The 20,944-nt window shown below is 59.2% G+C and carries 26 protein-coding genes and 5 pseudogenes; 10 read left to right on the top strand and 21 right to left on the bottom strand.

Annotation, left to right across the window (positions count from 1 at the left end; all coding sequences use genetic code 11):
• Nucleotide 1: 1 nt before the first annotated feature.
• The 4 genes from FJ970_RS25475 to FJ970_RS25460 form a co-directional block, all read right to left on the bottom strand.
• The gene (locus FJ970_RS25475; RefSeq protein ID WP_181178747.1) at nucleotides 2-2,002 is read right to left on the bottom strand and encodes an acyltransferase family protein; all 2,001 of its coding nucleotides are present in this window, start codon (nucleotides 2,000-2,002) and stop codon (nucleotides 2-4) included.
• 259 nt (nucleotides 2,003-2,261) lie between these two features.
• Nucleotides 2,262-2,801 (bottom strand): class I SAM-dependent methyltransferase, encoded by a 540-nt coding sequence (locus tag FJ970_RS25470; protein ID WP_181178748.1) that lies wholly within the window; start codon nucleotides 2,799-2,801, stop codon nucleotides 2,262-2,264.
• A 172-nt stretch (nucleotides 2,802-2,973) separates the two neighbouring features.
• On the bottom strand, nucleotides 2,974-3,168 hold the full coding sequence (locus FJ970_RS25465) for a hypothetical protein (protein ID WP_140762637.1): 195 nt from the start codon (nucleotides 3,166-3,168) through the stop codon (nucleotides 2,974-2,976).
• A 72-nt stretch (nucleotides 3,169-3,240) separates the two neighbouring features.
• Entirely contained in the window at nucleotides 3,241-3,549 is a 309-nt protein-coding gene (locus FJ970_RS25460) for a hypothetical protein (protein WP_140762640.1), read from the bottom strand.
• Between the two features lie 90 nt (nucleotides 3,550-3,639).
• On the opposite strand from FJ970_RS25460, the gene FJ970_RS25455 reads away from it, so the two are divergent.
• Nucleotides 3,640-3,861 carry a DUF768 domain-containing protein gene (locus FJ970_RS25455; RefSeq protein WP_140762643.1) on the top strand — a complete coding sequence of 74 codons (222 nt, stop codon included), beginning with the start codon at nucleotides 3,640-3,642 and terminating at the stop codon, nucleotides 3,859-3,861.
• 77 nt (nucleotides 3,862-3,938) lie between these two features.
• Here FJ970_RS25455 and FJ970_RS25450 read toward each other — a convergent pair whose 3' ends face one another.
• Together FJ970_RS25450 and FJ970_RS25445 are read right to left on the bottom strand one after the other, a co-directional pair.
• Nucleotides 3,939-4,130: a Flp family type IVb pilin gene (locus FJ970_RS25450; RefSeq protein ID WP_224598513.1), complete on the bottom strand. Its 192-nt coding sequence runs from the start codon at nucleotides 4,128-4,130 to the stop codon at nucleotides 3,939-3,941.
• A gap of 189 nt (nucleotides 4,131-4,319) precedes the next feature.
• Entirely contained in the window at nucleotides 4,320-5,000 is a 681-nt protein-coding gene (locus FJ970_RS25445; RefSeq protein WP_181178749.1) for an outer membrane protein, read from the bottom strand.
• Nucleotides 5,001-5,239: 239 nt separating this feature from the next.
• Between FJ970_RS25445 and FJ970_RS25440 the strand changes: the two genes are divergently transcribed.
• Nucleotides 5,240-5,389, top strand: a complete 150-nt coding sequence (locus FJ970_RS25440) for a DUF768 domain-containing protein (RefSeq protein ID WP_140762648.1) — start codon at nucleotides 5,240-5,242, stop codon at nucleotides 5,387-5,389.
• Nucleotides 5,390-5,494: 105 nt separating this feature from the next.
• Here the strand turns inward: FJ970_RS25440 and FJ970_RS25435 are convergent, their stop codons facing one another.
• On the bottom strand, nucleotides 5,495-5,881 hold the full coding sequence (locus FJ970_RS25435) for a hypothetical protein (protein ID WP_140762651.1): 387 nt from the start codon (nucleotides 5,879-5,881) through the stop codon (nucleotides 5,495-5,497).
• A 10-nt stretch (nucleotides 5,882-5,891) separates the two neighbouring features.
• On the bottom strand, nucleotides 5,892-6,392 hold the full coding sequence (locus FJ970_RS25430) for a hypothetical protein (protein ID WP_140762654.1): 501 nt from the start codon (nucleotides 6,390-6,392) through the stop codon (nucleotides 5,892-5,894).
• Nucleotides 6,393-6,669: 277 nt separating this feature from the next.
• Here FJ970_RS25430 and FJ970_RS25425 point away from each other — a divergent pair, with 277 nt between their 5' ends.
• The gene (locus tag FJ970_RS25425; RefSeq protein ID WP_140762657.1) at nucleotides 6,670-6,864 is read left to right on the top strand and encodes a hypothetical protein; all 195 of its coding nucleotides are present in this window, start codon (nucleotides 6,670-6,672) and stop codon (nucleotides 6,862-6,864) included.
• 414 nt (nucleotides 6,865-7,278) lie between these two features.
• Here the strand turns inward: FJ970_RS25425 and FJ970_RS33700 are convergent, their stop codons facing one another.
• Complete coding sequence (locus FJ970_RS33700; RefSeq protein WP_263489405.1) at nucleotides 7,279-7,407, bottom strand: hypothetical protein; 129 nt, start codon at nucleotides 7,405-7,407, stop codon at nucleotides 7,279-7,281.
• 121 nt (nucleotides 7,408-7,528) lie between these two features.
• On the opposite strand from FJ970_RS33700, the gene FJ970_RS25420 reads away from it, so the two are divergent.
• The gene (locus tag FJ970_RS25420; RefSeq protein ID WP_181178750.1) at nucleotides 7,529-7,747 is read left to right on the top strand and encodes a hypothetical protein; all 219 of its coding nucleotides are present in this window, start codon (nucleotides 7,529-7,531) and stop codon (nucleotides 7,745-7,747) included.
• A gap of 656 nt (nucleotides 7,748-8,403) precedes the next feature.
• Here FJ970_RS25420 and FJ970_RS25415 read toward each other — a convergent pair.
• A pseudogene (locus tag FJ970_RS25415) lies at nucleotides 8,404-8,607 on the bottom strand (transposase); the annotation flags it as partial.
• 569 nt (nucleotides 8,608-9,176) lie between these two features.
• On the opposite strand from FJ970_RS25415, the pseudogene FJ970_RS25410 reads away from it, so the two are divergent.
• The 4 genes and pseudogenes from FJ970_RS25410 to FJ970_RS25395 form a co-directional block, all read left to right on the top strand.
• Nucleotides 9,177-9,391 (top strand): annotated as a pseudogene (locus tag FJ970_RS25410) (transposase); the annotation flags it as partial.
• Nucleotides 9,392-9,457: 66 nt separating this feature from the next.
• Entirely contained in the window at nucleotides 9,458-10,738 is a 1,281-nt protein-coding gene (locus FJ970_RS25405; RefSeq protein ID WP_140762669.1) for a polysaccharide pyruvyl transferase family protein, read from the top strand.
• Nucleotides 10,739-10,752: 14 nt separating this feature from the next.
• Nucleotides 10,753-11,361, top strand: a complete 609-nt coding sequence (locus tag FJ970_RS25400) for a class I SAM-dependent methyltransferase (protein ID WP_140762672.1) — start codon at nucleotides 10,753-10,755, stop codon at nucleotides 11,359-11,361.
• Between the two features lie 24 nt (nucleotides 11,362-11,385).
• Nucleotides 11,386-11,586 (top strand): annotated as a pseudogene (locus FJ970_RS25395) (integrase catalytic domain-containing protein); the annotation flags it as partial.
• Nucleotides 11,587-11,599: 13 nt separating this feature from the next.
• Here the strand turns inward: FJ970_RS25395 and FJ970_RS25390 are convergent.
• From FJ970_RS25390 to FJ970_RS25365, 6 genes are read right to left on the bottom strand one after another with little or no spacing between them, the layout of a single operon-like run.
• The gene (locus FJ970_RS25390; protein WP_227791907.1) at nucleotides 11,600-11,935 is read right to left on the bottom strand and encodes a hypothetical protein; all 336 of its coding nucleotides are present in this window, start codon (nucleotides 11,933-11,935) and stop codon (nucleotides 11,600-11,602) included.
• Nucleotides 11,932-12,267: a hypothetical protein gene (locus tag FJ970_RS25385; RefSeq protein WP_227791907.1), complete on the bottom strand. Its 336-nt coding sequence runs from the start codon at nucleotides 12,265-12,267 to the stop codon at nucleotides 11,932-11,934. The genes FJ970_RS25390 and FJ970_RS25385 overlap by 4 nt, the downstream gene beginning before the upstream one ends.
• On the bottom strand, nucleotides 12,264-12,599 hold the full coding sequence (locus FJ970_RS25380; protein ID WP_227791907.1) for a hypothetical protein: 336 nt from the start codon (nucleotides 12,597-12,599) through the stop codon (nucleotides 12,264-12,266). The genes FJ970_RS25385 and FJ970_RS25380 overlap by 4 nt, the downstream gene beginning before the upstream one ends.
• Nucleotides 12,596-12,931 (bottom strand): hypothetical protein, encoded by a 336-nt coding sequence (locus FJ970_RS25375; protein WP_227791907.1) that lies wholly within the window; start codon nucleotides 12,929-12,931, stop codon nucleotides 12,596-12,598. The genes FJ970_RS25380 and FJ970_RS25375 overlap by 4 nt, the downstream gene beginning before the upstream one ends.
• On the bottom strand, nucleotides 12,928-13,263 hold the full coding sequence (locus FJ970_RS25370) for a hypothetical protein (protein ID WP_227791907.1): 336 nt from the start codon (nucleotides 13,261-13,263) through the stop codon (nucleotides 12,928-12,930). Before FJ970_RS25370 ends, FJ970_RS25375 begins: the two co-directional genes overlap by 4 nt.
• Nucleotides 13,260-14,468, bottom strand: a complete 1,209-nt coding sequence (locus tag FJ970_RS25365; protein ID WP_227792197.1) for an IS110 family transposase — start codon at nucleotides 14,466-14,468, stop codon at nucleotides 13,260-13,262. Before FJ970_RS25365 ends, FJ970_RS25370 begins: the two co-directional genes overlap by 4 nt.
• Nucleotides 14,469-14,729: 261 nt before the next feature.
• On the opposite strand from FJ970_RS25365, the pseudogene FJ970_RS25360 reads away from it, so the two are divergent.
• Nucleotides 14,730-15,014: pseudogene (locus FJ970_RS25360) on the top strand (integrase core domain-containing protein); the annotation flags it as partial.
• A gap of 248 nt (nucleotides 15,015-15,262) precedes the next feature.
• On the opposite strand, the gene FJ970_RS25355 reads toward FJ970_RS25360, so the two are convergent.
• The 3 genes and pseudogenes from FJ970_RS25355 to FJ970_RS25345 all read right to left on the bottom strand — a co-directional run bounded on the left by FJ970_RS25355 (nucleotide 15,263) and on the right by FJ970_RS25345 (nucleotide 17,374).
• A complete protein-coding gene (locus FJ970_RS25355) occupies nucleotides 15,263-16,003 on the bottom strand; it encodes a metallophosphoesterase (RefSeq protein ID WP_140765897.1) in 741 nt (246 codons plus the stop codon).
• Nucleotides 16,004-16,625: 622 nt separating this feature from the next.
• Nucleotides 16,626-16,736, bottom strand: a pseudogene (locus tag FJ970_RS25350) (Hsp20/alpha crystallin family protein); the annotation flags it as partial.
• Between the two features lie 89 nt (nucleotides 16,737-16,825).
• A complete protein-coding gene (locus FJ970_RS25345) occupies nucleotides 16,826-17,374 on the bottom strand; it encodes an Hsp20 family protein (protein WP_140765893.1) in 549 nt (182 codons plus the stop codon).
• A gap of 694 nt (nucleotides 17,375-18,068) precedes the next feature.
• Here FJ970_RS25345 and FJ970_RS25335 point away from each other — a divergent pair.
• Nucleotides 18,069-18,353: a hypothetical protein gene (locus tag FJ970_RS25335; protein ID WP_224598525.1), complete on the top strand. Its 285-nt coding sequence runs from the start codon at nucleotides 18,069-18,071 to the stop codon at nucleotides 18,351-18,353.
• A 497-nt stretch (nucleotides 18,354-18,850) separates the two neighbouring features.
• Here the strand turns inward: FJ970_RS25335 and FJ970_RS25330 are convergent, their stop codons facing one another.
• Both FJ970_RS25330 and FJ970_RS25325 read right to left on the bottom strand, forming a co-directional pair.
• On the bottom strand, nucleotides 18,851-19,045 hold the full coding sequence (locus FJ970_RS25330) for a hypothetical protein (protein WP_140765889.1): 195 nt from the start codon (nucleotides 19,043-19,045) through the stop codon (nucleotides 18,851-18,853).
• 235 nt (nucleotides 19,046-19,280) lie between these two features.
• Nucleotides 19,281-20,627 carry an IS5 family transposase gene (locus FJ970_RS25325; RefSeq protein WP_227791889.1) on the bottom strand — a complete coding sequence of 449 codons (1,347 nt, stop codon included), beginning with the start codon at nucleotides 20,625-20,627 and terminating at the stop codon, nucleotides 19,281-19,283.
• Between the last annotated feature and the right edge of the window lie 317 nt (nucleotides 20,628-20,944).

Genomic DNA, 20,944 nt, shown 5'->3' with positions numbered 1-20,944 from the left:
CCTAGCTTGCTGGAGCTGGCTGTTTGGCTCGTTCTGCTATGGCGTCCAAGCCAATCATCTTCGCAAGCGCTTCCTTCGTCTGAGTCCGCAAATTCCGTCGCAGATGTGAGGCATCCCGGTAGATGAACTCACCGTTGATGTAAGTTGTGCATTGATCATTTGGGCACATCCCAGGACCCGGATCAACGAACGATAAATTGTTCTCCGCTGCCAGCGATTTGAGGGCCGAGGTAATCGGTCGACGCACCGATGTGGCCCATTTGCTGTTCATCTCGGTCGAGCATCGACGCCTGAGAAGGTTACTTTCCTTGTTAACAGCGCAAGAAGTCAGATCCTCGGCGGGCCCTGGCGTTGGAGCAACAATTGTGATCCGTCGATTGGCCGCGGCAATCTCTGGAAGGAGCATTTGCAAACCCTCGCGCACCAATGAAACCTTGTCAGCCTGATGTCCATCGGCAGCAACGATATCGGTGAATTGCAGTCCAGACCAAGCGGCGGCCAGAACCACGACATCAACGTCAGGCCGCAGGCGTAGCATGTTGATGGCTGCTTTCTGCGATGACGCACAGCGGTCCTTGTAGTTGGGCGCCTCGGGAAAGTTGCGATAGATGCGCTCGCCGAGCGCCGCAGGGCAGGGTTCGTACAGAAAAAATGCCGTATCTTCCAGCTGGCCGACAACATCAATTAGCGGGGCAAGATGGTCAGCATGGCTGTCACCCCAGAGTATACCGTGGTGCTTGGCTGTCACCCAAGGAGCTCCGAACGCGCAGTAGGTAACGCGGAGTTCAGGGATGTTGACCGTCTGCGGACATGGCCAATCCCACATCACCTTAAGGCTGCGCATTGCCAAGGCATCATCGGAAACCCTGCTGGTAAACCCGCCAGCTTGCGAGATCGCGTTGCCACTCCATGCGACCATCAAAGCTGCGGCGGCTCCGGCGGTGATTGCTTTCAACGGCATAGGCTGGAGGCGACGTACGGGCTCCTCGATGTAGCGCCATGAGAGCGTGGCGGCCAAAAACGTGAATAGGAAGACTGTTCCGGTCTCGATCGCCGTCGGTAGAGTACCGTCGGCATATTGACGGAAGAAAACAAGGATCGGCCAATGCCAGAGATACAGGCTGTACGAGATTTTGCCCGTGAAACGTAGCGGCGAGAACGACAGTGCGGCGGTGACTGGCGATGGCGAGCGGCGCCAAACCAGCAACGCGGCGCCAAAAACTGGAGCCAGTGCATTCACTCCGGGGAACGCATCGTCCGGCGACAAGCGAAGGATGCTCAGCACAATGATAATCAAGCCCAGGCAACCTAACCAATCGACGGATGAACGCCGTGGCAAAGGAACAAAGACCAGGATTCCACCGACAGCCAATTCCCATGCCCTGCTGAAGGGGGCATAAAATGCCTGTTTGGGATCGGTGGCGACCAAATGAACCGCTGTCGAAAAGCTGACGATCGCCACCAAGCTGATTGCGACGACCGCAATAGTCGGCCGACCGCGCGAAATACGGCTGAGGGCAAGCATCAGAGCTGGCCACACGAGGTAAAACTGCTCTTCAACACCGAGAGACCAAAGATGCAGTAGCGGCTGTAGGGCGGCCTCGCGGTCGAAATAGCCCGTGTTCCAGAGAAAGTAATAGTTCCCAAACCCGACTGAGGAATAGGCGGCGCTTTTCCCTAGGCTATCATAATCACCCGGCAGGAGCAGAAACCATCCGGCGATGAGGGATACGGCAATTACCAGCAACATCGCCGGAAGTATGCGGCGCACGCGCCGACCATAGAATTCGGCGACAGAGAGGCGTTTCGGCCCAACAAGTATACCGGTGATCAAGTAGCCCGAGATTACAAAGAAGATATCTACCCCGACGAACCCGCCGGCAAGGCCGGGCACGCCGAAATGAAACAGCATGACGGCGATCACCGCTACGGCACGCAGTCCATCGATGTCGTGTCTATAGTCGTTGCGGTTGGGGGCTGGATCGGCGGCTGGCTTCGTCAAGGATGCTCTGGGCCTCGTCTCGGGTGAGGCCGAACTTGCGAGCATAGTAATCAGCTTCGGCCGTAAACTCGCGATCGGCGACAGGTTCGGTGACGCGTTTTTGCTTCTTTCCCGCGGCTCGAATCATAGCACAAACCGGGCAACCAATCTATTCGGAGTAGTTGACACTACGCTGGTTGATACCAGCACACTCCAGAATCGCCCACTGCCGAAAGGTGGCGGGCTTTTTTGTTGTCGCAGCGCTCCGCACGCGGACAGCTCAGTTTCGTATACCTGTCGCGACGGCCCATGCCGTCTCCGAGTTCCGTTTTCGAACCTCCGTCTCGCTGAACCCCACACCTTGCAGAGCAGCTGTGATCTCGTCCGGCTCACGTGGGGTGAAGATATCTGCTGGCATGTTCATCCGGTCCATATGCGCCTTGGGAAGGAAGCCCAAAACGATCCGCCCGCCGGGCCTGAGAACTCGTGCCAACTCAGCAGATCCGGCTTTCAGGCTTTGCCAGAAGTATACTGTGTGGACGCTGAGGGCTTTGTCGAATGTTGCATCCGGCAAGGGCAGCTTTTCAACCGCCCCGACGTGAAACTCGGCTCGTCCGGCGCGCACCGCATCGGCAAACTGGCGAGCGGCAGCGCTCACCACATCGCGAGAGCGATCAAAACCGCAGACGAATGACGCGCCACGGAGAAGGCGCTGCACTGCTGCGCCGCCGCCGAATCCGACTTCCAGCACTCGATCTTCCGGAACAATCTGTAATTGATCGAGAGCGAAGTCGTTCAGCCGGGCGTTTCCCCGGTTCATACCAGCTCGGACGAGCCAGCCGGCGATACCAGCCGGCCAGGAAAGCTGTTTTGCTATGAACCTTGGCGCCATCTTATTCCCAACCCCTGCCGATCATAGGGCGGTTCACCGGCTGTGAGCAACCATTCTGGTCGTTGAGCCGCTGGCTCCGGCCCGGCGGGCTTTTTGCGTTTCAGGAGCGTTTGACGACTTCGGGCTTCAGCCGCTCGTGCCTAGGCTGCTCGTGCCACATTACCTGGCGCAGGTCGCGCATGTCGACCGGCTGGCCGCAGATCTTGCACTTATAGAAATGGCCGTCCTCATCGGAGGGCTCGCCGTCGTGCCGCTTGCCGGGAATCGGGAGGCCAAGGTCTGAAAGCTTCGTCATGGGGCCAGCAACATCCCGCCATGGTAAAAGTTCCCGGAATTATTGCGGTCCCTTTGCAGATGGGAGCGTGCCTTAGGTTGGCTTGTCCACCACCGGCTTCTTTCTCGTCGGCGGCTTGTAGGCGTTCACCAGCCTGACGACAGCGGCATCGACGGTGACGGGAATGCCCAGGTTCACCGTCACGCGGTTCTTGTCGAGTAGGTGGGTGACGTTGCCAATCAGCTCGATGTGCTGGCCCTTCGTCACCTCTGTTGTTCGTCGACAATCGAAATGCGGCTGGCCGTAGGACGGGATTGAAACGCTCACGCGGTCCTCGGTGACGCGCCGCCGAACAGTGGCGGTAATTGCGACCTCATCGCCGATGTTGATGACCTTCGCCATGCCCATGAGTCTGGGGCGGGCAACAGCTTCGTCAAGCGGAGGCTAATATACGGGCCCGGAACCGAAACCGCAGATCGAGCTTATGATTCAATGAGCGCGCGTGGCATCGATTTCCTGCATGAATGGATCGCGAACAACATCCCCGAGACGGCGAAACCAGACGTCATCTGCGTGGATGAACTTACCGATAAGCTAATTGCGGATGCCAAGGCGTTCGGCATCAAGCGGGTCGAGCTCGACGAGGAAGTGGACAGCCTCTACCGCACCATCATCGAAGCGATAGTGCATCACGAACATGGTCGGCCTGAATGACGGCGGCGGGGGGCCTTCGCGTCCTAGTTTCGATCATGTTCACAGACATGTTGAGGCTTTGGCCAAAAGGCGCGCGATCACGAACCGCTGCTGTTGAGCGTAGTGCCGACCGCCTTGAACTTGGCGTTGATTGAATTTCCGAGGGCGCCTGCTCCGGTGATGATGGCAAGCGCGATCCACTGCGGCATGAAGCGGCCGGCGACCCAATGGGTCAACCCGGGATCATTGGCAGGGTGAAGCACCTCCGGGGCGAGGAGGATTTGCGCCATGCCTCGCTTCAGGATTTCCGGAAAGAATGAGCAAGATGTGGGTGGCCGGCGCCTCTCGTTGGGGAGAATTGCCTGAATTTGACGCCGGCCTGGCGAACCGAGGTCCGCCGCATATGCCAATCGGCTAATCTACCTCAAAAGGACATGGTGTGATCGCGGAAGCTACCCTCGGGTAGACGCTGATGGAGATCAGAATTTATAAGCGATCCCGATTCTGACCTCGTTGGTCTTGATGCGTTCGTGCTCAACAAAGGACGAGTCAGTGTTGGTGGTGGCAGTCGTAACCTTGCCGAAGTCTGTGTATCGGTATTCGACCTGACCAACCCAGTTTTTGTTGAAGGCATAGGCGGCGCCAGCACCGACGGTCCAGCCGGCCTTGATGCGCGACTCGGAATCCGTTGCCGCGCCATCTTCGAACTTCGTGTGAATGTCCCCGAGGGCGAGACCACCGGTGATATAGGGCAGCCAATTGTCGAAGGCATAGCCCAAGCGCCCGCGCAATGAGCCTTGGGCGTAGATATGGGTATTGTCATCGGTGCCGAACGGCCAGTCTGGATTGTGGCCGACAATTCCGGAGGCCTCGATATCGCCTTCGATGCCGCCGACAACGTTGCCCCATTGCATACTATAGCCGGCAAAAACACCGCCGGTCACGCCCCGGACCTTGAAGCTATCCGAATAATCCGAGAAGCCTCCGCCGAGGATTTCATCCTCAATGTGGTCCCGGCCCCAGGCGTAACCGATCTGGCCCCCGATATAAGCTCCGGTCCAGTCATACGTGGAAGCGACCGGAAGCTCGTTCAAAACATCAGCCGCCATAGCCGACGTGAGAGTGGCGCCCAGCATCGCTGCTGCCAAAATGTATTTCATTGGGTTTCCCACCTTGCCCGACTTCAGCCCCAGTATATCAGACGAATTCCCTAAAGGAATGTAGATCGATTGTGGAGACACGCGGTTTTCCCCCGTACGGTTGCAATGGCGCAACACTACCGAGGGGTCAAAGCGACTTTCCTGCATTGCTCTGGCAATCGCCGATTTGGCCTCGACGCTAGCTGCTGCTGCGCGCCAAGATAAGCGGAACCTAATATGCGCCGGCTGCTTATGGAAGAATGAGCACACGCGGCGCCAATTTCTTCGATCGATGGATGGCAGAGCATCTGCCGTATCCGGTGACCGAAGACCCGGCCACGATAAACGATCTGGTTAACCAGGTGATGGAAGCTGCGGACCGACAGGGCATCGCGGTAGCCGCGATTTAAGAGGAAGTCGGCAGCGTCTTCGAAGTGATCGCGGAGGCGATGCGGCACCGCGATGGCAGCATCGCCAGTGGATCTTGTAGCTTATGTCAAAATCGGCCGTGCGCGCTAGTAGTCCGTTTCGTGGCCGGTACGGCCGCCTGGCTTCGCCTCGGCAGATCGCTCGCCGCACGCCCTGTCAGCGCTGTCAGTTTGTGTTCGAAGGTCGCAGGGATGTTGGTCGTTCGCGCCTACATTCACCACGATGCCGGGCGGTTGGGCGGGCGCCAGGGTTGTTCCCCGAAATTGTTGAACACCTGCTATTCGCTGGCCGTCGCCCTCAATGTGCGTATTCCGGGTGTTCGGATTGAAAGGGTCGACGGTCTGCGAGAGGCTGTTCGTACGGTTCGCATCGCCGGCCGCCAATGTCACGGTGTCATAGTTGTTGAGATAGTCGGCGCCGCATCCGCTCAAAGCTAGGGCGATGCCGACGCATGTGGTAGGATAAAGCCGCATTGTCGACCCTCTAAACTGGGGACGGGCTGATGCCGGCGGCGTGCAGTTTCGCGCCAAGTTTCGCGCGAATAGCACACGCAGCTTTGTCACCGGCGACGCACTTGTTGTTGGTGTCCGACCAGTCCAGCAGAGCCGTGTTGATCCAGCTGCCAGGTGCGCGGGCTATCCCATAGGGTGTCGGAGGCGCGCCACTTGCAACGGCTGCTGCGGCGGCGGCTCCTTGACCGTGAGGCGCACGTTTCCATCCGCTCAGGATGAGGCAGTTCTTCATGTACTGCTCTTCGGCAGCCAAGTTGCCGAGAGCGTTGCCAATTCCGGCACCCGCGACAAAGCCGGGTGATCCCATGGCAATATAGCCTTGGTCAGCCGAACCCTTTTGCAGTTCGCATTGGGCATGGGCGACATCGAAACTTGGCCCATAGCCAATCTGCATGTAATCAGCTTGATTGCTCGTCTGACAGCCGCAAAGTGCCGCAATGGCGCCCAGCGCCATCCACTCCTTGATTTTCATCCTCTAGCCCCTCCCGAGGCCGAGAGGCAGCATCTATCACAGTCGACATGTCTGCAAGAGCCCAGAATTATTCTGGTAAAGTTCGGAATTGGAAATCTGCCGAAGCGAAAACTTGCTCGGAAGCACAAGGTATACTGGATTATATAACGACGGACTTGTCCATTTACGTTTGTACCCGGACATTCGCTTGCGAACCCCTGCCGCAGCCGGTATCCAGTTGCGGAAGGGGGACGCCTGAGGCCTTGTAATGCTCCCGCCTGGTATGGGAGTGACTGTAATGGCGGCTTTCCGCTCACGGGGTGAAGTGTCGGCGTTCGACTGCAATATTATGCGCGAGGCCTTCCGGGTCTTGGTTCGTGAAGAACATATCGCTGAAGGCCAGTGGCAGGAATTCGCTGCTCAGTTATTTCGCGACTATACCGGCTACGAAGAGGTTGAGCCGCGCTTGCTGGAATGGATCACGCGGAAGTAGAGCCTTATCCACCGCTGGACACCGGGCGCTTTTGGCCATTAGGGTCCGGTGGGCCTCCGGTGCTCGACGCCATAGTTAGTTCATCATAATGGCGGTCGTTCGCCCTACAGAAAGTGATGTCCGCGCGGCCACATTTGTGTCGTCTGGCCATAGGACCGCCGCCGGAACATTGTCGAGAACCGTAAGTTCCTCCTGCCGGAGGACACCCGATGTCAGACCGGTCAAAACAGCCGGAGCTTAGTTCAACGCAGCCGGAGCTCAGTCCTGCCGAGGTCGAAGCCCTCGCACGCCAAATAGGATGCTCGGAGGACCAGAATCGGCAGATCGTCTCGCTCGTCGGCCGGCTGGGCGCTTGACGACGGCGAGCAGGATGCCGGCGACATCCCGGAGGTATCAGCATATGGCGAATAGCAATCAGATCATTGCCAACGCCGTCACTGAGACCAAGGCGAAGGGCGCGCCGAAATCGAAGTGCTGGCTCGCCTCATTGCCGAGAAGATGCAGAGCATCCATGGCGATCAATACCGTGTCGAGATCGACCATTCTGTCGGAATGGTTTTGGTGAGGATGGGCTGAGCCCATGGAACTTTAGATCAAGGCCCGGCGGCTCCGGCTACCGGGCCTTTTCTGTACCTTGGGCGAAATCTCGTTACGAGGTGCCGCCTTGGACAACGACTCGATGATGGTGCCGGTGATGACGGGAGGTTTTGACGACGACGGTGGTGGAGTGGTGATGATGGCGTCTGCCGTGATCGTAGAATTCAACCCTGCCGTGGTGGCGGTGATGCATGCGGCGCCCATCGTTGATAACGATGGCGGTACCGTGATGATGATGATGCCTGTGATGCATCCTGACCACCACATCAGCTTCGGCAGCGGATGAGACAGCCGGAGCGGCGATGCAGAACGCCAGAGCGGCGAAGAGCACTGTTTTCATTGCGAAGATCCCTGTTTGGTTGAATTGCCCCTTCGCCCCGTTAACTCAACGCTGGCTTACTTTGTTCCGCAGTCGCGCCGGTGATTCAGGACATGGTGAATGTTTTGCAATCACAGAGTCGGCCAAGGGCCCGCTTATTGCACTGTCATGGTGACGGTGAGTTGCCGAGCCTGAACCCTCTCCAGGCATCGAACCGGGATATCGGGCCAAGTCGCCTTGGCGCATTCCGTGTCTGTGATGGCCACAGCGGGCTCACCTTGGACACTGGCCGCTTGCGTGGCCGTCGATCCCAAAAGGAATGTTTGCGTCAGGAGAGCCGAGAAGGCGGCGACTTGAAGCAGTATGGCGGCAAAGGCAATCTTCTTGAACATGCGAGAGAACGTTGTTGATGGCTGCCGGTTCCCTCAGGCGACGCCCTTGTCAATCATTCATCGATAGGAACATATTCCCCGTGCGGCGATTTCTTCCTTTCCGAGGCCGCACCATGTCCAAGACCATCGCCGACGCCATTCGCAGCCGTGAGACGTTCTACGTTACGTGCGGCCATCCCAAGTGCAATCATTCCACCCAGCTCGACCTGGAGGCGCTAGAGCGGGATGAGATTAGTTTCGGTCATATCCGGAGTTTTCGAAGTAGTGTGAGCATTCTGTCGGTGTGATGCGGTTGAGAATTTGGCCGATCGCGTCGCAAACGGTTTGGACGGTGCGGCTTGCTGCCTTTCTCAGCCAGTGCTTGAGTTTTGAAAAGAGCTGTTCGATCGGATTAAGATCGGGCGAGTATTTCGGCAGGAAGAAGAGCCTGGCGCCGGCGGCGAGGCGCAATGTGCCCTTGATCGGCGATGCGTTGGCAGCTGCTGAGGAAGCCGTGGCTGCGGCAGGCAACTCGTCGATGCTGTTCCCGACCTATGGCCGGCCTAAAGGCGCGTCCTCAGCTTCTGCTGCTCTTGAAAGCATGTACGGGCCTGTGTCACCGACCCGAAGGCAACTACACACTCGCTCCGGCATCTTATAAAAGACCGGCTACGTCTGGCAGGTGTCACCAAGTCGGACCAAGACATCGTGCTGGGTCACTCCTCGGGCAGCGTAGGCGAGGACTACGGTGGCGACGAGGCGCGGCTTGAGATGGCCAGACGAGCGCTAGAGAAGGCGTTGCCCTAGGGCGCCGGTGTAGCCAGAAACCGCAAAAAACCCATACCGTGCGTGGCCGAGAGGATCGCGAGGTCCAATGGCGCTTCGTGAATTTGATCCGATTGGGTTCCATGGCGAAATGGGTGGGCAGTCTTCACCCAAGCTTTGAGTGAGTTCAGCAACCGATCGATCATGTCTTCGGCGTTCGAGAGTCCGCCGTACCGCGCAACGAGGATAGCCGCATCGCCATCACCGTCGTCAAACGCACCGATACACAAATCAAGGTGTTCGTCGTGCTGCCAAAGCGTTGGGTCGTCGAAAGAAACTTCGGTTGGATAAATCGCGCCCGTCGCCTGGCGAAGGACTTCGAGGCGACCCTCGAGTCACCTTCGCGTGGCTCCAGATCGCTCTCGCCTTCCTAATGATGCGAAGGCTGGCGAGAGGCGAGTGCCATGCCGCATGAATTTCGAGTCAGGCTCTCAGACGTTGTGCTAACCTTCGGCCCTCCACTCGGATCTAGGGGAACAGGATGCGCATTAATCATCGCCCAATCCAGATACTCGTAGAGCCGAGCGATTATGTGCTGCGCAATATCGGCGACATGGCAATGCTCTATGCTGCCACGGAGCGGCTTGCGCGGCTGTGCGACAATTCGACGATCAACGTTCTGACTGACGATCCGGACGCGCTTCGCCGCTTTTGTCCCTTTGCCACCCCCCTGTCCGCCGAAGGGCGCGCCCTATGGCTCAAGCCTGATTTCAGGCCGGCCAAGTTGAAGCGGTTCGTGCCCAAGCACTGGCCCGATCGCATTCGCCGACACGCGCCGAGGCTCGTTTCTCTGTTCTGGCGCCTTAAGTTTAGGCATATGCCGGATGCGCGCGCGGCACTTCTTCGCTTCACTGATGCTGTGGACAGGGCAGACCTTGTGCTTGTAAGTGGAATGGGCGGAATCACAGACGCTTTCCCAGAATATGCCCTGTCGGTACTCGAAACTCTGAATCTCGCGCTTGCAAGGAAAGGACGGCCAGTGGTCATGGTCGGCCAGGGGATGGGCCCGCTTGCCAATGCCGAACTGAGAGCGCGTGCATCGGCAATATTGCCAAGGCTCGACTTGATCGCGCTTCGCGAAACGCGAGCCGGGCTTCCTCTGCTCGCGGAGCTGGGTGTTTCCAAGGACAGGATCTGCGCAACCGGCGATGACGCCATCGAAATGGCGCATGAGATGCGAGTGGATGAGCTTGGCACCGGCATTGGCGTCAATCTACGTCTTTCCTCCTATTCAGGAGTATCAGCGGGTATTCTCGAAGGGCTGCGACATGTATTAGGCGCCACATCGGATTCGCTCGAGGCACCATTGATCGCCGTTCCAGTCTCATGGGTGCCTCGCGAAGCGGACATCGACGCAATTCGTGGACTGATGCCCACCGATGAGACCGAGTTGAACCGGGCACTCGCGATCCGCAGGCCGATCGACCTCATTCGGCAAATCCAGCGCTGTCGGGTCGTAGTCACTGGCAGCTACCATGCCGGCGTTTTCGCGTTGGCCAACGGTATCCCGACGATCGGGCTAGCCAGATCCGACTACTATGTCGACAAGTTCCTTGGCCTCGCCGATATGTTCGGCACGGGCTGCGAGATGGTGGCACTCGATCATCCGAACTCTGCCGAGAGGCTTCGATCGGCGCTCCGGCGCCTGTGGGAAGAGGCGCCCGCTATTCGCCCGGCGATATTGGCCAGGGCCGAAGCTCAAATCGCTGCCGGCCATACCGTTTACCGTCGCATTCGTGACGCGATCGGGGACCAAGGCTGAATCAGGGGCCGCCATTGCTGGAATACAACAGTTGGTCGACAAGACTAAAAGCGCTCAGATGCAAGCTGTTCGGAAGGACCGACTTTGAGCGGTGGACCGATGCATCGGCATTCGAGGACTGGGAGGAAAGGACGAAAATCATTGCCCGGTTAGTGCCACCTGGGGCGAGGGTGATTGAGTTTGGCGTGGGAATGGGCAAGCTTCAACGTCATCTCGACCCAAGCTGCCAATACACCCCGTCCGACCTCGTGAGCCGCGGACCTGGCACCATCGTGCTGGACCTAAATCAACGACCCTTGCCTGATCTGACCGCCCATGCATTCGATCTCGCAATTTTTGCTGGGGTTCTCGAATACGTTCACGATCTACATTCCTTTGTAGAATGGCTGAGGCAGCAATCGCCGGCTTGTATCGCGTCATATGGTTGCGCGGCTCACCCCCGACATAGCCTGGCCAGGCTGCCGGAAACGTTCCGCCGCGCTGGCGCAGGCTGGACCAACACATTTACGGAAACGGAGCTGATCCGCCTCTTTGCCGACGCCGGATACGGGCTAGCGCACGCTGTCGACTGGCACACCACGGAAGGCGACGAGCGGATCTTTCACTTTCGAGACAATGACTGAACCCAGGCCGGTTCCTCCTCGCAGCTAGTCGACAACTCGATCTCAGGCGAGCGTGTCGCCCGGGAACTCGACATCATCGCCGAGCATCGCGGCTACCCCTGCATGATCGTGTCGGACAATGGCACCGAGCTGACCTCGAATGCCAGCCTGGCGTGGCAAGAGGATCGGCAGGTCGAATGGCACTACATCGCGCCGGGCAAGCCGATGCAGACGGATGTTGTAGAATAGCCCCTTCTTCTCATTCGGCGGCTTTTTCCACAGCGTTTTGCCTGTTCGGTCGCGTCCGCCATCGGGAAGTTGCTGCTGCATAGGCAGCTTCCGCCTTCTCGACTCGGGATCGTTCTTCGGCGCGCTTGGCCGGGATGTTGTAGTCGAAGGCGGTGCCGCGTCTGGCATGGCTGGTCGGAAGGCCGGCACGCAGCTCGACCGATCTAAACTTGCGGGCGAGCAAGGCCGGCCGGGCCCAGATGTAGTCGGTATTCTTGCTCAGCATGTGCCAGATGATCATTGCAAGCTTGCGCGCAGTGGCGACGGCCGCGATGTGCTTTGTTGTAGAATAGCCCCTTCTTCTCATTCGGCGGCTTTTTCCACAGCGTTTTGCCTGTTCGGTCGCGTCCGCCATCGGGAAGTTGCTGCTGCATAGGCAGCTTCCGCCTTCTCGACTCGGGATCGTTCTTCGGCGCGCTTGGCCGGGATGTTGTAGTCGAAGGCGGTGCCGCGTCTGGCATGGCTGGTCGGAAGGCCGGCACGCAGCTCGACCGATCTAAACTTGCGGGCGAGCAAGGCCGGCCGGGCCCAGATGTAGTCGGTATTCTTGCTCAGCATGTGCCAGATGATCATTGCAAGCTTGCGCGCAGTGGCGACGGCCGCGATGTGCTTTGTTGTAGAATAGCCCCTTCTTCTCATTCGGCGGCTTTTTCCACAGCGTTTTGCCTGTTCGGTCGCGTCCGCCATCGGGAAGTTGCTGCTGCATAGGCAGCTTCCGCCTTCTCGACTCGGGATCGTTCTTCGGCGCGCTTGGCCGGGATGTTGTAGTCGAAGGCGGTGCCGCGTCTGGCATGGCTGGTCGGAAGGCCGGCACGCAGCTCGACCGATCTAAACTTGCGGGCGAGCAAGGCCGGCCGGGCCCAGATGTAGTCGGTATTCTTGCTCAGCATGTGCCAGATGATCATTGCAAGCTTGCGCGCAGTGGCGACGGCCGCGATGTGCTTTGTTGTAGAATAGCCCCTTCTTCTCATTCGGCGGCTTTTTCCACAGCGTTTTGCCTGTTCGGTCGCGTCCGCCATCGGGAAGTTGCTGCTGCATAGGCAGCTTCCGCCTTCTCGACTCGGGATCGTTCTTCGGCGCGCTTGGCCGGGATGTTGTAGTCGAAGGCGGTGCCGCGTCTGGCATGGCTGGTCGGAAGGCCGGCACGCAGCTCGACCGATCTAAACTTGCGGGCGAGCAAGGCCGGCCGGGCCCAGATGTAGTCGGTATTCTTGCTCAGCATGTGCCAGATGATCATTGCAAGCTTGCGCGCAGTGGCGACGGCCGCGATGTGCTTTGTTGTAGAATAGCCCCTTCTTCTCATTCGGCGGCTTTTTCCACAGCGTTTTGCCTGTTCGGTCGCGTCCGCCATCGGGAAGTTGCTGCTGCATAGGCAGCTTCCGCCTTCTCGACTCGGGATCGTTCTTCGGCGCGCTTGGCCGGGATGTTGTAGTCGAAGGCGGTGCCGCGTCTGGCATGGCTGGTCGGAAGGCCGGCACGCAGCTCGACCGATCTAAACTTGCGGGCGAGCAAGGCCGGCCGGGCCCAGATGTAGTCGGTATTCTTGCTCAGCATGTGCCAGATGATCATTGCAAGCTTGCGCGCAGTGGCGACGGCCGCGATGTGCTTTGTTGTAGAATAGCCCCTTCTTCTCATTCGGCGGCTTTTTCCACAGCGTTTTGCCTGTTCGGTCGCGTCCGCCATCGGGAAGTTGCTGCTGCATAGGCAGCTTCCGCCTTCTCGACTCGGGATCGTTCTTCGGCGCGCTTGGCCGGGATGTTGTAGTCGAAGGCGGTGCCGCGTCTGGCATGGCTGGTCGGAAGGCCGGCACGCAGCTCGACCGATCTAAACTTGCGGGCGAGCAAGGCCGGCCGGGCCCAGATGTAGTCGGTATTCTTGCTCAGCATGTGCCAGATGATCATTGCAAGCTTGCGCGCAGTGGCGACGGCCGCGATGTGCTTTCCGCGGCGCGAGGCGATGCGCTTGTAGAAGGCGCGTAGAGGTCCTGGCGATCGCACAGCCGCCCATGCCGCCTCGACCAGCATCCCCCGCGCATGGCCGCGGCCCTGCTTTGTGATGCGCCCGTGATAGGCTGGCCCCTCACCAGACTGCCGCACGCTCGGATTGAGGCCAAGATAGGCGACGAGCTTCTGTGGATCGCTGAAGCGCCGTATGTCTCCGATTGCCGCGGCAACGCTTGCAGCCACCGTGACGTCGAGGCCGGGCAACGTCATCAAGCGGCGGATTGTCGGATCCTGGAGCGCATGCACCGCGATATCCGCCTCAACCACCGTCAAAGCCTCGTTGATCTGGTTAATCAAGCCGAGGTGGCGCTCGATGGCGGCGCGCTCATCCGCAGGCAATATTTGCCTCGTCAGCCATTTGCGCCCGCTGATTCCGACCAGGTTCCCATGCGGACACGGCGGGATCAGGTGGGCGTGGAGGATTGACTGGATCAGGTTCTTCAGCCGCGAACGCTGGCGAACCAGCTGTGTCCGCCTGGTGACCTGTCTTCGGAGGGCAAGGGTCCCCGGATCCGGAACCCAGACCTCCGGCAGAAAGCCCGAGGCGTAGAGCTTCGCAAGGACTGTGGCGTCGATCGTGTCAGTCTTCACCTTTGCGTGCGCGATCATGTGCACCTGCTTGGGATTGGCGATCACGACCCGATCCACGTAGGGCGATAGCACCTCGGCAACGGCCGCGGCATTGCCGGTCGCCTCGATCACCACGTGGTCGTCATGGGTGAGTTCCTTCTTGGCGAACACTTCGAGCTTATCGCGCAGCATTTGAACGCGGCCGAGCTTGACGATCTTGCCGTCAAGCAACGACACGACCTCGGCGGCTACGCGGTGTATGTCCATGCCGATAATACGCACGGTTCCCTCCATCGTTGGTCACGAACAGGGAGCCAGCGGGCAACACGACAAATACGGATCCGCGCTCGCAGCGCATCCGGGCGAGTCGTAGGGGCGGCCAGATAACGTGCTCGAACTCGCAGTTCATCTGCATACGACGGCCTGCCCGCACTTGCGTGCTCCCGGTGCCCCGTGGCCCGGATGCGCCAAGCTTAACGAAACCTGACGACCGAACAAACGATGGGCACCGAGAACAACATGCCGGATAATGGCTTCGTGGAAAGCTTCAACGGGAGGCTACGCGACGAGTGCCTCAATGAGCGGCTCTTCACCAGCTACCGGCATGCCCGCAACAGCATCGAAGAATGGAGAATGGACTACAATGTGAATCGCCCACACACGAGCCTCGATGGGCTCACCCCGCTTGAATCCGCAACCCGATCCGTCAAGGATCACAACGTGAACAGCGCTAACTTATTGCGGACAAAACGGGGAGCACGTCACGAGCGCTGTGGCGTCTGCCGCCTACCGCTCGGCTTCGCGGCTGTGTAACTCATCCCATGTACCAAGGTACTCGCCGCAGTCGGCGCAGCTAATCGTAGTTGAAGGCTGAGCGTCTTTCGGGATCATAAGACGTATGGTGCCGCAATAAGGGCACTCCAAAAGCTGGTCCAGATACTCGCCGGCCATGGTCACTTTCAGCCCGCGTCCCTACCGGGACTATCGGGCGAGGAAGCCGCAGGCACAAGGTAAATCATGGCGCGCCTGCGCTACGAAGTTCGGGCCCGGTCGCGACACCGTCAGGCAAACCTCTCCCTATGCGTTGGTTCCAACTGCTTGTTGTTGAACTTTGCGACGATCAATCCGCCTCCCCGCCGGCCGACCCCGCCGTCGATGCAGACGCGTCTGCCCGGAACACCACAATCGAAGGGTGTGTGGCCGTGAACGACCAACTTCTTCAAATGGCTGGGCCATGCAGCGTCCATATCCCTTGGCTTTATCCACAACATGTCGAACTCGCTTTGCCTAGCCAAGGTGTAGTGACCGGCACCGACATCTTTTAGGCCGGCATGAACAAAAATGCGGCCCTTGTCCTCGACCCAGAGTAACATCCGCATCAAAAATCGTCGATGCTCGGCCAACGCTTTCGCGTCGACGATAAGTTTGGGTTCAGCAGATAGAACGTAATTGCTAAAGGTCGTTTTGCCACCGTCTCTCATCCAGGAATGCCACAGGTTAGCGTTGTCGGTTCCAAGTGCTTGGAGCATCAACTGTTCGTGGTTTCCCGCGAGGAACCTCCATACGATCTCCTCGTTGTTAGGCCCGGCTAGTAGACGGTCAAGGACCTTGCGGCTATCGGGGCCATAATCGATATAGTCCCCGCCGAAGATGACGACCGTGCCAGGTTCCTCGCCGCCGTCCTTCGCGATCCAGTCAAGTGCGCGTTGTAGAAGGTCGTAGCGACCGTGAATGTCCGACAATGCGTAGAACGGTGGATCGCCGAGCATGGCCTCGAAGGTGGTGCTACCAAAGGATGTCATCTCTTGACTCCGACCAATGGTTTCCGTCAGCGGCTACCCTCCCGCGCTGGGGATGACCTCGCGAGTTTGATTATCTCGTTCGTGTTGCCGCTTCTCATCGCGGCCGCCTCTCGCGTGGTCCCGGAATTGGCAATTTCAGGAGCTTGAAACCGGGCTCCGGTTCCAACGGTTCGTGGCCAGGCTCTTCGTGCCAAAGGACTTGCCGCAGGTCGCGCTGATCGGCCTTCTGGCCACATGCCTGGCAATTATAGAAATGGCCCTGTTCGCTTGCGACCACGCGGCCGTGAAGCCTGCCAATGATGGATGGGCCGAGTTCGGATAGCCTCGTCATGGCGGATCAACACCCCGCAGCAATTAGGGTTCCGCAACCAATTTAGCACACGCTAATTGAATTGCCACCCGCGAGTGCACTGGATGCGTCTGACGTTCATAAAGCCCCTGATGCCGACCTTGGTGGAGACCCCGCCGGAGGGCGACGATTGGATTCACGAAGTGAAGTTCGACGGCTGCCGATCGGGTCGTCATCGACGCGGCCGGCCCAAGAATCTTCACACGCAACTGGATGGACTGGACGGCGAAGCGATCCCTACCTGGTCGAAACAGCCAAAGGACTCAACATCGAGAGCGCCATCATTTCGCGATGCAGCGATAGGAAGGTATCACGATCGCCATAAAGGCTGGTCATCTGGTTGCCGTTATTGCGACTCCATGGAATCAGATCACGTACGCTCATTTTGTTTCCTCCTTTCCTCGTAGAGGTGCAGTTCCGGCGGGGCCAGGCACGATCCCCCGGCCCCTCGGAGTTGCGAGATCATCGACTATTCAGGCCGCCTGCTTGCTGGCCTTCGCCTTGTCGGCCTCGACCTTGCCAGCGTCGGCTTTATCCGCCTCGATCTGCTTGGTCGTCTCGACCTTCCGCGCGGGGCCGCTGCTGGCGATTTCGATCCGGCGCGGCTTCATCTCTTCGGGAATTTCGCGCCTCACATTGATGGTCAGCAGACCGTTGGCGAGATTGGCGCCGACGATCTTGACGTGGTCGGCCAACTCAAAGCGGCGCTGGAACGCACGGCCGGCGATGCCCCGATACAGGTAGTCGCCGGCGTCGTCTTCTGCCTTGTGTCCGGCCACGAGGAGCATGTTTGGCTCCTGGGTGATGGCCAACTCGTCCTCAGTGAAGCCTGCCACCGCCATGGTGATGCGGTAGTCATCGTCGTTGGTCTTCACGATGTCGTAGTGAGGCCAGTTGTCCACCGTCGTGACACGGCTCGCATTCTCGAGCATGTCGACGATGCGATCGAAGCCGATGCTCGATCGGAACAGGGGAGTAAGTCGAAAGCGGTTCGCATAGCCATATCCTCCTTCGAGCAACATGGAACGAGAAGACGCCAAAAAACCGCTGAGCGAGCCTCAACGCCTTCTCGACTTGTTCGCCAGCCCCGGCTTGGGCGGCGGCTGACACACTGGATTTAGTTCGCCAATTTATGGCTTCAAGAGCCTGAGAGCCTTAGTTGCGACATCGATGAGCACATTTGGGCGGGCACGGCCCGTTCGAAATGTCACGGCCACAACAGGAGGATCAGAATTGCGGGCCGAGGTCCTGCGAAGCCTGTGGGCGTCATTTTGGTGTCTTTTGGGTTGGGTGCGGTCGCAGCGGAAGCGACGAGTATCAAAGGGCAGCCTCAAGACTGCGGTGGACCTGCATTCTTAAGCAGCCGACCGCATTCGCGATTTCCGAGGGACGTTTCCCTCGGAGTGCATTTGAATAATCCGGTCGTGGGTCGAGCCGCTGCTTGCCCCCGCATAAGCACCATCCCGTTTGGCCTTTTCGATGCCTTCGCGCTGGCGCTCCTTGATAAACCCGCGTTCCATTTGCGCGACCTTCCGAGCACCGTTAGCACAATGCGGCCCATTTTGCCTCGTGTTGAAACATGTGGGTCAAGCACCGTGACGACTGCACCCTTCTGTTCGCATTCGTGGATAAGATTGAGCACGTCCCGAGTATCCGGCCGAGCCGATCAAACGGGCTACGATCAATTCGTCATCGGGACAGAGGAAATCCAGCACCATGGCCAGTTCTGCACGGCCGTCACGGCTGTACGAGTACAGCTTGGCCGGGCCTGAGCGTCCAGACCTCTTGGAATTGACGAAGCCATCCGACCTTGGGCCACCGACCGCCGGCAAGCTGCATGCTCGAACTCGCCACGAGGACGATCATTTCTACAACTGCCCCCGTGCGGCCAAGCGGTCGACGCGCGATCTGCGCCAGGTGATGTGGCACAAACAACCGAACCATGAACCGTTGGAGCAAGAGACGACAGCCAAGGTCCCCGTGTTTCCCCGCCAGAAATAGAAAGGCCCTCCGCCTTTGGGCAGCGGACCAGTCCAACAGATATGGGAACAGCATTTAGACCGGGAGCAGCCTTTCGGGAACATTTAGCTATGTTGAATGTTCGATTGGTTATGACGAAGCTTTCGGAGCTTGGGGCACCGCCGAACCACCACTACGGGGGTGCGGCTTATCGGTCGGAGAATCTATACCAATGCCCAGTGTGTCGCCAGCCGGTGGACATGCGCGACCTCAGACAGCTCGTTTGGCACGACAACATGTTTCACGGCCCCTTGAAGCCGGAGATTGTTTGCACAGGCAATTCGCAAGGCTGAGCTACGCCGCACCGCGTGTCCGGGTTCGATGCCGACATTCTCCAAACGAAGACGCCGGATCCTGAATGGCGCGGTCTCGCTCAGAGCTTGGTCTACGAGTTTACCGAGCGCGAGCGAGTTGACGCTGCCTTGGTGGATTGGATCACTAGAAATGCGCTTCCAACCTCCCGCGCTGTCCGGCATCGTTTAGATGATCCGCTTTGTAAGCGCAGCAGCAATCGGGCCGACTTCTGCGATGACCTCCGCCATTGGGATGTGAGCCTCGCTTGCCAAACAGGTAAGACTGAACACATGGGTTCCAACCCCGACCCCTTTGAGGTCCGGATGGTTGAGGCTGTTCGCGACGTAGCTATCGAACAGTTCGCGGGCGCACACCGACATGAGTGGCCTCCATGCTTTCCTCTAAGCAATTATAGGCGTTTGCGCACCTCGATCAAACAGAATAGGCGTTTTCGCAATTCAAACTGAGACACTACCCGCCGGCCATCACCGCTCGGCTGCCAGCCAGAAGCCGCTCGCAATAAAGAGCAGCACAAATGCAAATAGAGTGGTTCGCATGCGACGCCCCAGTCTGCCGATCACCCGTGGCGCCGTCGTCCGTGAACAATGAAGTGGGTCAGGCTGCGCTGGATCTGGGGCGGCTTTGGAGTGCTGTGATGAGAAGCCACAAAAGCAGCCTGAACCATTTGATCAGGAGCGAGAAGTTGTAGCCGGCGGCGGCGAGGATGGCGTTGATGGCGTCGCCCTGTTCGCCGGCGAGGTAGTTGCGGCCCATGCGGTGCTCGGCCTTGATGTGGCCGATGACGGGTTCGACTGCCGATCGCCTGCGCATCTGACGCTTGATGGCAGGTGTGACGCGGCGCTTCTGGCCGGCGGTGAAGACCCTGAGCTTGTGGCTTTCAGGTGCGTTGTGGCCGCGATATCCGGCGTCGGCGAGGATGCGGCCGATTTCGTTGCCGATGGTCTTTTCCATGTCGGGGATAACGGTCGCGAGCGTATGGCCGTCATAGGGATTGCCGGGCAGTGCCTTAGCGTGCAGGGCGAACTGGCCGCCCTTCGAGCGTTCGAGCGTCGTGGCGATCGAGACCTTGACGCCGAACTCGTAAGGGGCATGCGCCTTGCCCTTGCCGATGCACTCGACCTCATGGGCGTGCAGGCTGTAGATTTTGCGGCCGCGCTGGCGCTGACGTTGCTCCAGAACCGCCGAGGCCTGGTAGAGCGGCCACTTGAAGCTCGCCTCGAGGTCCGTTTGGCCGGTGATCCGGCGGGAGATGTCGCGAATGGTGCGGCCGAGATAGGTCTTGAGCTTGCGCAGCGCCTTGTTGGCCCGCTTGAACTGCTTGGCGTGCGCGTAGCGCTGGTGCTTGATCAGCGCCAGCTTGCCGACCCGCACGTAGGTCTGGCGCAAATCGAGCCCCGCCTTCTTGGCCAGCCGCACCAGCCGCTCGCGCGCCCGATTGACGAGCTTGGCGTCGGTGGGGAACATCACGTTCTTCGGCTGCACGGTCGTGTCGACGATCACCCGGCGCGTATCGGCCGGCTTCATCGCTCCGCTCTTGACCGCCACCGCCAGGCTTTCTTGCAGGAGCGCCGTGATCGGCTCCTCGCCCATGCGCTGGCGCCAGCGCGTCATCGATGAGCGCTCGAAGGAGAGCTCGTGGCGGAAGAACTCTTCACCGCACAGATACTGGAAGTAGGGGTTCTCCACCCAGCGGGCGCACAGCTCCTCGTCCGACAAGTCGAAAGTGTGCTTCAGGATCGCAAGGCCCGCCATCAGTCGCGTCGGCAAGGGCGGCATGCCAGGACCGTCCGAATAGACCGCGCCGAAACGCTCCTCCAGCACCGGCCAGTCGATCGCCTGCGCCAGCCGCACCAACTCGTGCTTCATGTTGATGATCTGATCGAGCCTGGAGCGGAACAGGTCCTGCTCTCCCGTCTCGCGCTTCTCGCGTGGCCTGGACATTCGCCGTCCCCTCGATTCGCCCGCCAAAACGAGTGAATCACGCATCGGCGCACAAGGGAATCGTCAAATCGAATTGCAAGAAAACGGCAACCAGACACCGCAAATGTTGCAACGCTATTCCCGCATTCCTCGCCGATTAGGAAACCAGATCAAAGCCTTGCGGATAGTTCACCGACGACTGGCGCCCAGTGCGGAAGATCCGTCGACAGGCGTGGCCCGCGCCCCAGAAGGCGCGGGCCGGCCAAGCTGCCCGCGTGGCCAGCAGCAAAGGGACTATGGCTGCGTTCGCCCGAACTTGCCGCGCGTCCGGCTGTTCC

This window comes from Mesorhizobium sp. B2-1-8 (assembly GCF_006442545.2).
Taxonomy (GTDB): Bacteria; Pseudomonadota; Alphaproteobacteria; order Rhizobiales; family Rhizobiaceae; genus Mesorhizobium.
Note: the sequence above shows the minus strand (reverse complement) of the source record. Positions and strands in the feature narration are given on the sequence as shown.

Coding starts and splice junctions, on each gene's coding strand:
- FJ970_RS25330 (WP_140765889.1), bottom strand. CDS start 19,045: ATGTCGGTGTGCGCCCGCGAACTGTTCGATAGCTACGTCGCGAACAGC.
- FJ970_RS25445 (WP_181178749.1), bottom strand. CDS start 5,000: ATGAAATACATTTTGGCAGCAGCGATGCTGGGCGCCACTCTCACGTCG.
- FJ970_RS25345 (WP_140765893.1), bottom strand. CDS start 17,374: ATGTTGCTCGAAGGAGGATATGGCTATGCGAACCGCTTTCGACTTACT.
- FJ970_RS25405 (WP_140762669.1), top strand. CDS start 9,458: ATGCGCATTAATCATCGCCCAATCCAGATACTCGTAGAGCCGAGCGAT.
- FJ970_RS25325 (WP_227791889.1), bottom strand. CDS start 20,627: ATGTCCAGGCCACGCGAGAAGCGCGAGACGGGAGAGCAGGACCTGTTC.
- FJ970_RS25450 (WP_224598513.1), bottom strand. CDS start 4,130: ATGGCGCAAATCCTCCTCGCCCCGGAGGTGCTTCACCCTGCCAATGAT.
- FJ970_RS25390 (WP_227791907.1), bottom strand. CDS start 11,935: ATGAGAAGAAGGGGCTATTCTACAACAAAGCACATCGCGGCCGTCGCC.
- FJ970_RS25465 (WP_140762637.1), bottom strand. CDS start 3,168: ATGACGAAGCTTTCAGACCTTGGCCTCCCGATTCCCGGCAAGCGGCAC.
- FJ970_RS25430 (WP_140762654.1), bottom strand. CDS start 6,392: ATGAAAATCAAGGAGTGGATGGCGCTGGGCGCCATTGCGGCACTTTGC.
- FJ970_RS25440 (WP_140762648.1), top strand. CDS start 5,240: ATGAGCACACGCGGCGCCAATTTCTTCGATCGATGGATGGCAGAGCAT.
- FJ970_RS25365 (WP_227792197.1), bottom strand. CDS start 14,468: ATGGACATACACCGCGTAGCCGCCGAGGTCGTGTCGTTGCTTGACGGC.
- FJ970_RS25470 (WP_181178748.1), bottom strand. CDS start 2,801: ATGAACCGGGGAAACGCCCGGCTGAACGACTTCGCTCTCGATCAATTA.
- FJ970_RS25375 (WP_227791907.1), bottom strand. CDS start 12,931: ATGAGAAGAAGGGGCTATTCTACAACAAAGCACATCGCGGCCGTCGCC.
- FJ970_RS25435 (WP_140762651.1), bottom strand. CDS start 5,881: ATGCGGCTTTATCCTACCACATGCGTCGGCATCGCCCTAGCTTTGAGC.
- FJ970_RS25425 (WP_140762657.1), top strand. CDS start 6,670: ATGGCGGCTTTCCGCTCACGGGGTGAAGTGTCGGCGTTCGACTGCAAT.
- FJ970_RS25355 (WP_140765897.1), bottom strand. CDS start 16,003: ATGACATCCTTTGGTAGCACCACCTTCGAGGCCATGCTCGGCGATCCA.
- FJ970_RS25455 (WP_140762643.1), top strand. CDS start 3,640: ATGAGCGCGCGTGGCATCGATTTCCTGCATGAATGGATCGCGAACAAC.
- FJ970_RS25380 (WP_227791907.1), bottom strand. CDS start 12,599: ATGAGAAGAAGGGGCTATTCTACAACAAAGCACATCGCGGCCGTCGCC.
- FJ970_RS25335 (WP_224598525.1), top strand. CDS start 18,069: ATGGCCAGTTCTGCACGGCCGTCACGGCTGTACGAGTACAGCTTGGCC.
- FJ970_RS25370 (WP_227791907.1), bottom strand. CDS start 13,263: ATGAGAAGAAGGGGCTATTCTACAACAAAGCACATCGCGGCCGTCGCC.
- FJ970_RS33700 (WP_263489405.1), bottom strand. CDS start 7,407: ATGGTCGATCTCGACACGGTATTGATCGCCATGGATGCTCTGCATCTT.
- FJ970_RS25460 (WP_140762640.1), bottom strand. CDS start 3,549: ATGGCGAAGGTCATCAACATCGGCGATGAGGTCGCAATTACCGCCACT.
- FJ970_RS25385 (WP_227791907.1), bottom strand. CDS start 12,267: ATGAGAAGAAGGGGCTATTCTACAACAAAGCACATCGCGGCCGTCGCC.